Genomic DNA, 7,683 nt, shown 5'->3' on the forward strand with positions numbered 1-7,683 from the left:
GGTCAGGTTCCTTCAGGGGTGAGCAGGTGGGTCACCTCGGCCGTGAAAGGGAGGTGCGCGGGGCGGGCCGCCGCGACGACGGCGTGCAGACGGTGCGGGTCGGTGGCGGAGGGGTCGCGGACCCGCAGGGTTACCCGCAGGCCGGGGCGCGGCGAGCCCGGGAAGGGACCGAGCGGGCGCGCGGACCAGATGGCGCCGCCGCTCTCGGTGATCTCCGGGCGTACCCCGAAAGCCAGCTGGACGGCGTCCGACAGGCCGCGCCGGGTGCCGCGTACGCGGTGCAGCGAAACGGCCTCGGCCACGGCGCGGCGGCGGGTGGCCAGCGGTTCCGTCCCCTCGAGTTCGGTGCCGACCCATGTGGTCAGCCAGTCGACGAAGTCCTCGGGCGCGAGGGCGGGCGTGAAGTAGCTCTCCAGGCAGTCCAGGACGTTGAAGAGGGGGGCGAGCACGACATCGAGGCCCTCGACGAAGCGCTGGGCGAAGTCGTCGTCGGCGTAGACGGCGGGGAGTTGCCCGCCCAGTGGGTGCGGGGAGGCCATCCCCGCGGGTGTGCCCCTCATCGGGCCTCGATCACACGGACGCGGTGGTCGAAGGGGAACAGCAGGGCGGACGGGGCGAGTTCGATGCGGTCGGTGGCGTCGCCGCGGCGGCCGGTGAGCGGGTCGGCGGGGTGCAGGAGGACCTCGTCGACGAGCTCCACGCCGGGTACGCGCTGCAGGGCCGCGAAGATCTCGCCGGACCGCAGCGGGCGGCCGAAGGGCCAGCCGTCGCCATGGGCGCCGCCGGTCAGCGGGTCGAGGTAGGCGTAGAGCGCGTCCAGCGCCTCGGCGCGTACGCGGTCGGCCCGCGCGGCCCGGAAGGAGTGCAGCGTCGCGACGACCGTGACGCCTTGGTAGAAGGGCGGGCCGACCGCGAGGCGGGTGCCCAGGGGGCGGCGCTCGTCGAGGAACTGCGTGACGCGGCCCAGGAGTTCGTCGCCGGGCACCAGCTGTTCGAAGCGGATCCGGCCGCCGCGGTCGGGGACGGCCTGGGGGACGACCAGGACCCGGACGGCGTTCTCGCCGGTCCGGCCGGTCCCGCCGGCATCGGCGCCCGACGCGCCCGTGCTCGCGGCGCCCGCCGAGCGCTCGGCGGGATCGACGGAGAGACAGGCGATACGGGCGGCCTCGGGGGCCGCGCGCCGCGCCAGTTCCTCGTAGTCGCGGGCGGTCACGGCCCGTTCCTGCGCGCGCAGCGCGATCGGCGCACGGACCTTCGCCTCCTGCACCGTCTCGCCGTCGACCCCGCCGCGCGCCGCCTCCCGGTTCTCCACCCGCGCCACGTACGGGATCGAGCTGCGCAGCACCTGGATCGCGCCGCGCGCCACATTGCCCGTCCGCCCGCCGCCGGTGCGGTAGTGCGTGGCCCGTATCACCGAGCCCTTGACCGGCACCGCCCCGAACTGCCGTACCGAACCGTCCGGTTGGCGCACCGAGGGGCCGAACGCGATCTCGCCGGTCGACTCCTCCAGCGTGATGTGCCGGTCGTGCGGGCCGGAGGCCGCGAAGTCGGGGACGACCTGCCACTCCTGCCAGCCGTCCCCGTCCGAGACCTCCAGCCGCAGCGGCGGGCGGTCGGCGACGACGGGCGCGTGCGCCAGGCGCAGCCGCTGGCCGGGCACCCCCGCGGACTCGCCGAGCGGCTCGTCCCGGACCACGTCGGCGTGCGCGACCTTTGTCGTGCCCCCGATGGTGAACGCGGAGGCGGACCGTACGGTCGGTGAGGCGCTGTAGAACGGCTGGCCGGGCGCCGCCTCGACGACCCGGCAGCGCAGCCACGCCGCATCCGTCCTGCCGACGCGTGAGCCGGTGTGCCCGGCCGGGATGTGCAGCACGACCTCGCCGGGCCGGTTGAGGCCGCCGGTGGAGTCCTCCGCGACCTCGCACTCCGTCCACCCGTCGGCGGTCCATGCCTCCCAGCGCAGCGGCGGCTGGCGCGGGTCGACGCCGACCCCGTCCACCCGGCTGTCCAGCCGCAGTACGGCCGCGCACCGTGGGACTGCCGCCGACAGCCCGAACAGGAGGGTGTCGCCCGGCTGCGGGGCGGCCGAGAAGACGGCCACATCACGGCCGCCGAAGATGTCCTGGCCGCAGTCCTCGGGGGTGGTCCCCGCCTCCTGCCGCAGTACGGCGGCGAGTTCGCAGGGCACGACGGTCAGATCGTCCTCGGTGGCGAAGGCCACCGCCTCCTCGGTCTCGGTCCGGCCGGTGGCCACCTCCGTCCCCGCGGGCAGCACGACCGGCTCGGGCTGCGGGGCGGAGAGCCAGAAGGTGACGTCGGCGCGGGCGGCGGAGGGCGGGAAGAGGGTGACGCCGAGCAGGTCGAGGAAGGCCAGATGGTTCTTCTCCGGCACCCGGTTGAGCCGGTAGACGATCTGGTCGGCCATGTGCGCGACGGCCTCGATGAGGGTCACTCCCGGGTCCGAGACATTGTGGTCGGTCCACTCGGGGCAGCGCTGCTGGATATAGCGCTTGGCGTCATCGACGAACTGCTGAAAGCGGCGGTCGTCGAGATGGGGTGCAGGCAGGGCCATCAGGTGTCGCTCTCCGGGCTCTCCGTGGACGGGATCACATAGAAGGGGAAGACGAGGCTGCGTGGGTTGTTGGTGCCGCGCACGCTGTAGCGCACGTCGATGAACAGCACGGACGGATCGTCGGGCGCCGGGCTGACCTCGACGTCCTGGACCTCGATCCGCGGCTCCCAACGGTCGAGCGAGGACCGCACCTCGTAGCGGATGCGCCCGGCCGTCGCCTCGTTGACCGGCGCGAAGACCATGTCGTGGACGGCACAGCCGAACTCCGGCCGCATCGGGCGCTCGCCGGGTGCGGTGGCGAGGACGAGCCGCATCGACTCCTCGATCTCGCGCTCGCGGCGGGCGAGGGCGATGCCGCCGCCCGCGTCCGTACGCAGCGGAAAGGTCCATCCCGCGCCGACGAACTGTTCACTCATGTCCTCAACCCCCTTAGAACGGAATGCCGTTGCGCAGTACGGCCGGTGCGTTCAGCGCGACGGTGGCCGCTGAGCTGACGGCTGCCGCGGCACCCGCCTGGACGGCCACCGCGCCGGCCGCGGTGACGGCGACCGCGCCGACCGTGTTGATGGCCACCGCGCCGGCCGACTTGAGGCTGACGGCGCCGGTCGCGTTGATGTCCGCCACGCCGCCCGCGACGACGCCGAACTTCGCGCCCGCCTTGATGTCCACGGCCCCGCCGGCGCTCATGGTCAGCGACCCGCCGGCGGTCAGCGACAGATTGCCGCCCGCCCTGATGGACACGTTCCGGGTGCCGGAGATGGACACGGAGCCGTCGCTGCGGATGGTCACGCTGGTCCGCGTCTCGTCCATGTGGACGGTCAGGCGGCCGTTGCCGGTCTGCAGCCTGATGCCGCTCTTCATACGGGACTTGGCGTCGACGAGCTCGACGATGTGGCCGCTGCGCGAGGCGAGGGAACGCCAGTTGACCCGGCCGCTCGTCGGGTCCACCGCGGGCAGCCCGTCCGGATCGGGGGTCGGCTTGTCGATGCCGTTGTAGAGCCCGGCGAGTACGTACGGATGCTCCAGCGAGCCCCGGTCGAAGGCGCACAGCACCTCGTCTCCGACCTCCGGCAGGATCAGCCCGCCGCCCCGCACGCCGCCCAGCTGCGCGACCCGGCACCAGTCGCTCTCGTAGGTGTCCGACAGCCAGGGGAAGCGCAGCCTGACCCGGCCCAGCTTCAGCGGGTCCTTGGCATTGCTGACCAGCGCCATGGCCACGCCCGGCATGGGCGGCGCCGCCTCCGCGCCGCCGGACGCGAGCCCGTACAGCGACCGGAACTGCCGCCCCGAGACGGTCAGCCAGGTGGTGAACTGCCGTCCGGACTCGAAGACATGGCGTACGCCGGTCGCGGTGTACTTCCCCTCGAAGGGGAAGCCGGCGCCCTTGAGCGCGACGGGCCGGCCCGGCTTCAGCTGCGGATTCCCGGTGACCGCCACCTCCAGCTCCGCGAAGGAGCCCGCCACATCGTCGGCGAGCGCGCGGGCGGCATGGGTGACCTGGGCCTGGGTGCTGAACGGAATGTCCGTGGCGGTCAGTTCGGAGACTCCGAAGGGCTTGCTGAGCGCTCCGGGAGCGATATCGGCGACGATGTCCTTGCTCGCCGTGGCCGGAGACTCGGCGGACAGGGCGCGCTTGGCGCGCATGTTCCAGCCGCGCGCGCCCGCCTTGGCGACCTGCCCGGCGGCAGTGACGGCGATCCGGCTGTGCAGCGCGTTGTGCCCGAATTCCAGGACGTACGGGCTCTGCGCGGCCGGCGTGGTGTCGGCCGGCGCGGACGCGGCCGGGGCGAGCTTGCCGAACTGCAGCTTGCCCTGCGGGTCGAAGGAGAGATGGACGTCGTTCTCCTGCGCCAGTCGGGTCAGGAAGTCCCAGTCGGTGATATTGGGCTGGGTGGCCAGCTCGTAGACGGTGCGGGTGGCCTCCACCTTGCCGAGGGAGAGCTTGTTGAGGCCGGCGAGACGGCGCACGATGTCGCTCGCGGTCATGTTGGGGTAGCCCGCGACGCGGCGATTGCGCAGCAGCCGGTGCCCCGGGTCGTATCCCCGTACGACCAGCGACTTGCCGCTCGCGTCCGCGTCCACCTCGAGAGCGGTGATCTCGCCGGTCAGCATGGGCGCACCGCGCTGCCCGTCGGTGAAGGGCGACAGCACCGCCTTCGCGCCGACCTTTATCTGCGGGAAGGTCTTGAGGATGTCCGAACCCGTGTCACTGAAGGTGAGCTGGAATGCGGACGGCACATTGACGCTCGCGTCCACCCAGCCTGCGGTGAGGAGGGCGGCGAGCTTGTCGGGCAGCGGCGCGCCGCCGATCACGGCGTGCAGGACGCTGGTGTACGTCTTCTCACTCATCGGATGTTCTCGCTGGTCATCGGGCGGCCTCGTGGGTTGTCGGGCGACCGGTGGAGTGGCCGGTGGGACTGTGCGCGGGACGGCTTCGGGGCCGGTCTTCGGGAGGGCCTTCGGGAGGGCCCTCGGGCGGGCCTTCGTCGGCGGCGGGCAGCAGCAGCTCCGTGCCCGGCCGAAGCCGCATCGGATCGTCGATCTCGTTCGCCTCCGCGATCAGCCGCCAGCGGGTCGCGTCCCCGTACTCCCGCCAGGCCAGCGAGGCGAGCGAGTCACCGGCGACCGTGCGGTGGATACGGCGTGCAGAGAGCGCACCGGAGGTGGGGTTCTGCCCCTTGGTGGGCATGGCCACCTCGGTGAGGGACAGCGTGCAGGTGGCGCGGATCGGCTCGCCGGTGGGGTTGAAGAGGGTGTACGTGGCGCTGACGCTCGTCACATACGCCACGAACTGAACCGTGTTGAACGACCCCCAGGAAAACCGCACCCAAGGCGGCGAAGGACGCTTGGAATTGACGCTCTGTGCCGTCACCTCGCAGCAGGACAGCAGCAGTTCGATCTGCTTCTGCACCTTCCCGGAGTTCGGGGTTCCGGAGGCGTCCAGGAACACCTCCAGCTGGAGCGTGGCGGGCCGGGTGCCGGTGAACTTGGGCGGGGCCCCTCGCATATAGGCGACGGCGGCCTGGGTGTGCCACTCGGCCTCCCGCCCGAGCTGCAACTGGGTCGGATTGAACTGGAACTCCACCTCGCCGATGCGGCCGCCGATGGAGCCGCCGAGGTCGGTGGGGGGCTGATGGATCGCGAGGGCCGCCCGTACGAGGCTCGCGCCCGCCTTCCCGCCGGTCGGTGCGGCCACCTCAGGCACCTCCCGCGTCGGTGAATCCGTGGTGCGCGATCTCCAGCGTCTCAGTCGCCACACCCGGACTGGCCGGGTCCAGACTCGGCCCCTGCCAGCGCACCGGCAGCACCTCCACCAGCCCCCACTGCGCGACGACCGAGCCGTCGGCGCGCAGGGCGGCGATCTGCGCGGTCGGCCTGCTGATGCCGGTGGCGAGGGACGAAATCCAGGCGGCCACACGGGAGGTGTCGGCGGTGAGGGGGCGGGTGAGACGGATCGTGGAGAACGTCACGCGGGTGGGCAACTGCCAGACGAAGCCGTTGTTGCCGCCCTCCTGCCGCTGCTCCACCTCCACCTCGGAGGCCAGGCCGTCGCAGCCGTTGAAGAGGCCGAGGTCCTGGCCGTCGATGGTCAGCTTGAAGAAGACGGTGGAGCCGGGGTCCAGGGCCTGGGGCATGGTGGGTGGTTCTTTCGGTGGGGTGGCGGGGTGGGAGCGGGATTGCGGACGGGCGGGGGTCAGCGGCCGTGATCGCGTAGTCGGCCGATGCGCTCGCGGTCGCCGCGCAACTCGGCACGGAGCAGCCGTGAGAGCGGGGCCACCAATCGCCGGGCGAGGGCGTCGAGGGCGGCGGGGTCGGTCGGGGTGGTGGGAGTGGTGGGGGCGCCGGGGGCGGTGGAAGCAGTCGGGGTGGCTGGGGTGGTGGCGGTGGTTGGGGCGGATTTCGGGGTGGCTGCTGCGGGTGTGGGTGGTGTGGGGGCGGCTTTGGAGGGGCTGGGGGCGCGCTGGATCGGCCGGGGGGTTCCTGCCGGAGTGGGGCCGGGTGGTGTGGCTGACCGCGACGGTCGGGGAAGGGCGGTCGGTGCCAGGGGCTGAGGGGCCGGAGCCGGAGCCCCGGGAGCGGTTGGTGCGCGCTGCGCTACGGGCATGTTGGGGGCGGCCGGTGCGGTCCGGACCGTGCGAGATGGAGTGAACGGTTGGCTCGGTGTCCGTGCCGGCGCCGATCCCGGTTTCTGTAGGGCGACGGCCGGGGCACCCGCTCGGCGGGGCGCCGGTCGCGCTGTGTCGGTCGTGCTCGCCGTGCCTGCAGGGTTCGCAGTGCCCGCCACGGGGCGTAGGGGGATCGCGTGTGCGGTCTGCACGCTTGATCGCTGCACCGCTGCGGGGCCGGCGTTCTCCGCCGCCCTCTGCCCGGTGGGCCGTTGCCGGGCCACGGGGTCCAGCGCACGTGCCGACGCGAGCGGCGCTCGGCGGGCGGCGAGGGGGGTGGGGGCGCTGATCGTCAGCACTCGGCTCGCCGACGTACGGGATTCCCGTGGGTGGGATTCCGGCGTACGGGATTCCGGCATACGGGATTTTGGCGTACGGGATTTTGGCGTCTGGCTCTCTGCTGTATGGCTCTCCGAGGTACGTGCGGTCGTCAACGGCGTTGTGGGGGTGGGCCGTTCGGTTGGCGTCGCGGAACGCTGCACCGGGCCCGGGCCCGGGGCCGGGGCTGGAGCGGGGGCCGAGATCGATGCCGGAGTTGGAGCGGCGGACGAGGTCGGAATCGTCGCTGGAGCCGGGGTCGGGGTCGGTGTTTGGGCCGTTGTCGGCGTCGGCGTCGGCGTCGGCGTCGGTGCCGGTGTAGGCGTGGGCGTCGGCGTCGGCGTCGGTGCAGCATCCTGGCGGCGGATCGCGGTGGACGCGATGGGTGCGCCGATCAGTGGCTTCCGTTGGACTGCGGGTGGTGAGGGCTGTCCGGGGCCTGGCGTACGGCCGTCGTCGGCCGGAGGCCGGACCGGCGGTGCATCGGCCGCAACCGGCGCGTCCCCGACCGGGTTACCGGTTGCCGCGCTCGGGAGCCGGACGATTTCCGCGCGCCGCTGCAACTGCTGGCGAGGCGGCTGGAGTTCACGGATCCGGTGGACGGGCGGGTGCGGCGGTTCGAGAGCG

The 7,683-nt window shown here is 72.8% G+C and carries 6 protein-coding genes and 1 pseudogene; 1 reads left to right on the forward strand and 6 read right to left on the reverse strand.

The window, feature by feature from the left end:
* Positions 1-2 precede the first annotated feature (2 nt).
* From AB0D04_RS27085 to AB0D04_RS27110, 6 genes are read right to left on the reverse strand one after another with little or no spacing between them, the layout of a single operon-like run.
* Positions 3-560, reverse strand: coding sequence for a phage tail protein (locus AB0D04_RS27085; protein WP_362708201.1), 558 nt, complete (start codon positions 558-560; stop codon positions 3-5).
* Positions 557-2,572 carry a putative baseplate assembly protein gene (locus tag AB0D04_RS27090; RefSeq protein WP_362708204.1) on the reverse strand — a complete coding sequence of 672 codons (2,016 nt, stop codon included), beginning with the start codon at positions 2,570-2,572 and terminating at the stop codon, positions 557-559. Before AB0D04_RS27090 ends, AB0D04_RS27085 begins: the two co-directional genes overlap by 4 nt.
* Positions 2,572-2,988, reverse strand: coding sequence for a GPW/gp25 family protein (locus AB0D04_RS27095; protein ID WP_362708207.1), 417 nt, complete (start codon positions 2,986-2,988; stop codon positions 2,572-2,574). The genes AB0D04_RS27090 and AB0D04_RS27095 overlap by 1 nt, the downstream gene beginning before the upstream one ends.
* Positions 2,989-3,001: 13 nt before the next feature.
* On the reverse strand, positions 3,002-4,921 hold the full coding sequence (locus AB0D04_RS27100) for a VgrG-related protein (RefSeq protein ID WP_362708209.1): 1,920 nt from the start codon (positions 4,919-4,921) through the stop codon (positions 3,002-3,004).
* Positions 4,922-4,937: 16 nt separating this feature from the next.
* Positions 4,938-5,768, reverse strand: a complete 831-nt coding sequence (locus AB0D04_RS27105) for a LysM peptidoglycan-binding domain-containing protein (RefSeq protein ID WP_362708211.1) — start codon at positions 5,766-5,768, stop codon at positions 4,938-4,940.
* A 1-nt stretch (position 5,769) separates the two neighbouring features.
* Complete coding sequence (locus tag AB0D04_RS27110; protein WP_336051570.1) at positions 5,770-6,207, reverse strand: phage tail protein; 438 nt, start codon at positions 6,205-6,207, stop codon at positions 5,770-5,772.
* Between the two features lie 1,385 nt (positions 6,208-7,592).
* Between AB0D04_RS27110 and AB0D04_RS27115 the strand changes: the two are divergent.
* Positions 7,593-7,683: pseudogene (locus AB0D04_RS27115) on the forward strand (pseudouridylate synthase); the annotation flags it as partial.

It is taken from the genome of Streptomyces sp. NPDC048483, assembly GCF_040651455.1.
Classification (GTDB): Bacteria; Actinomycetota; Actinomycetes; order Streptomycetales; family Streptomycetaceae; genus Streptomyces.

What these genes read in the sequence shown, in the direction of transcription:
- AB0D04_RS27110 (WP_336051570.1), bottom strand. Translation starts at nt 6,207, where the DNA reads ATGCCCCAGGCCCTGGACCCCGGCTCCACCGTCTTCTTCAAGCTGACC.
- AB0D04_RS27090 (WP_362708204.1), bottom strand. Translation starts at nt 2,572, where the DNA reads ATGGCCCTGCCTGCACCCCATCTCGACGACCGCCGCTTTCAGCAGTTC.
- AB0D04_RS27100 (WP_362708209.1), bottom strand. Translation starts at nt 4,921, where the DNA reads ATGAGTGAGAAGACGTACACCAGCGTCCTGCACGCCGTGATCGGCGGC.
- AB0D04_RS27095 (WP_362708207.1), bottom strand. Translation starts at nt 2,988, where the DNA reads ATGAGTGAACAGTTCGTCGGCGCGGGATGGACCTTTCCGCTGCGTACG.
- AB0D04_RS27085 (WP_362708201.1), bottom strand. Translation starts at nt 560, where the DNA reads ATGAGGGGCACACCCGCGGGGATGGCCTCCCCGCACCCACTGGGCGGG.